The sequence below is a fragment of the Sphaerisporangium sp. NPDC005288 genome (assembly GCF_040607475.1).
GTDB lineage: Bacteria > Actinomycetota > Actinomycetes > Streptosporangiales > Streptosporangiaceae > Sphaerisporangium > Sphaerisporangium rhizosphaerae.
The window spans coordinates 1-1,278 of record NZ_JBEXGT010000117.1 but is presented as its reverse complement, the minus strand read 5'-3'; the positions used below and the strand labels follow the sequence as shown (position 1 = coordinate 1,278).

2 protein-coding genes are annotated in these 1,278 nt (G+C 67.4%); both read left to right on the top strand.

The features are described from left to right. The first annotated feature begins 60 nt into the window (after positions 1-60). Entirely contained in the window at positions 61-369 is a 309-nt protein-coding gene (locus ABZU32_RS40935; RefSeq protein ID WP_354932185.1) for a transposase, read from the top strand. Then, the gene (locus ABZU32_RS40930) at positions 366-1,238 is read left to right on the top strand and encodes an IS3 family transposase (RefSeq protein ID WP_354932182.1); all 873 of its coding nucleotides are present in this window, start codon (positions 366-368) and stop codon (positions 1,236-1,238) included. The genes ABZU32_RS40935 and ABZU32_RS40930 overlap by 4 nt, the downstream gene beginning before the upstream one ends. Positions 1,239-1,278: the final 40 nt, after the last annotated feature.

Below are 1,278 nucleotides of genomic sequence, written 5' to 3'. Positions count from 1 at the left end.
TGGGCTTGATCCGGTTTGACGGACATCTGAGATCAGGGGTTCGTCCCCGGAAGGATGTCCATGATGGAGAGCATGGGGAAGAAGAAGCGTCCTCGCCGTTCGTTCACGCCGGAGTTCAAGGCCGAGATTGTCGAGTTGTGTCAGCGCGGTGATCGGTCGGTCGGCCAGGTGGCCAAGGACTTCGATCTGACCGAGACCGCGGTGCGGGACTGGGTCCGCCAGGCCGAGGTCGACACCGGAGCGCGTGACGGGCTGACCAGCAGCGAGCGCGAGGAGTTGGCCGCGTTGCGGCGGGAGAACCGCCGGCTACGTGAGGACGTCGACATCCTCAAGCGAGCGACGGCTTTCTTCGCGAAGGAGACCCGGTGAGCGTGCACCCGTTCATCGAGGCGGAGAAGCAGAGCGGCCACAACGTCAAACGGGCGTGTGAGCTGCTGGAAGTCTCCCGTGCCGCCTTCTACGCCCGCCGCAATCCAACGCCGGGCCCGCGCGCCGTCCGGGACGGGGAGCTGAGTGAGCGCATCAGCGACGTTCACCGCGATTCGCGCGGGACGTATGGCGCGCCGCGTATCCACGCGGCGTTGCAACACGAGGGCGAGCGATGCGGCCGTCGGCGGGTGGCCCGGCTGATGCGCGCGCTGTCGTTGCAGGGCCGGTACCGGCGCCGCCGGCAGATCACCACGATCCCCGATCCGGGCGCCGGCAAGCGGCCCGATTTGATCGGCCGCGACTTCGAACTCGACCCTGCGGGGTTCGACACTCGCTGGTGTGGCGACATCACCTACATCCGCACTGATGAGGGCTGGTTGTATCTGGCGACGGTCATCGACATCGCGTCTCGTCGGGTGGTCGGCTGGGCCACCGCCGACCATCTGCGCACCGAGCTGGTCACCGACGCCTTGCAGCAGGCGTGGCGCAACCGCCGCCCCGCGGGGCCGGTGATCTTCCACTCGGACCGCGGCTGTCAATACACCAGTACCGCCTACGCCCGCCTGGCAGTCCGGCTCGGTGTCCGGCTGTCGGTCGGCCGCAGGGGCCAATGCTGGGACAACGCCCTGGCCGAATCGTTCTTCGCCACGATCAAGGGCGAACTACTGGACGAGCATCGCTGGCCTACCCGGGCCGCCGCCCACAGCGCGATCTTCGAATTCATCGAGAGCTGGTACAACCTCCGCCGCCTCCACAGCAGCCTCGGCTACGTTAGCCCCGCCGCCTACGAAGAAACCCGCGCGGCCTGACCACCACACCAACGGTGTCCGTCAAAGCGGAACAAGCTCA

Bases quoted from the DNA above. Each gene is read 5' to 3' on its own strand.
- ABZU32_RS40935 (WP_354932185.1), top strand. From the start codon at position 61: ATGATGGAGAGCATGGGGAAGAAGAAGCGTCCTCGCCGTTCGTTCACG.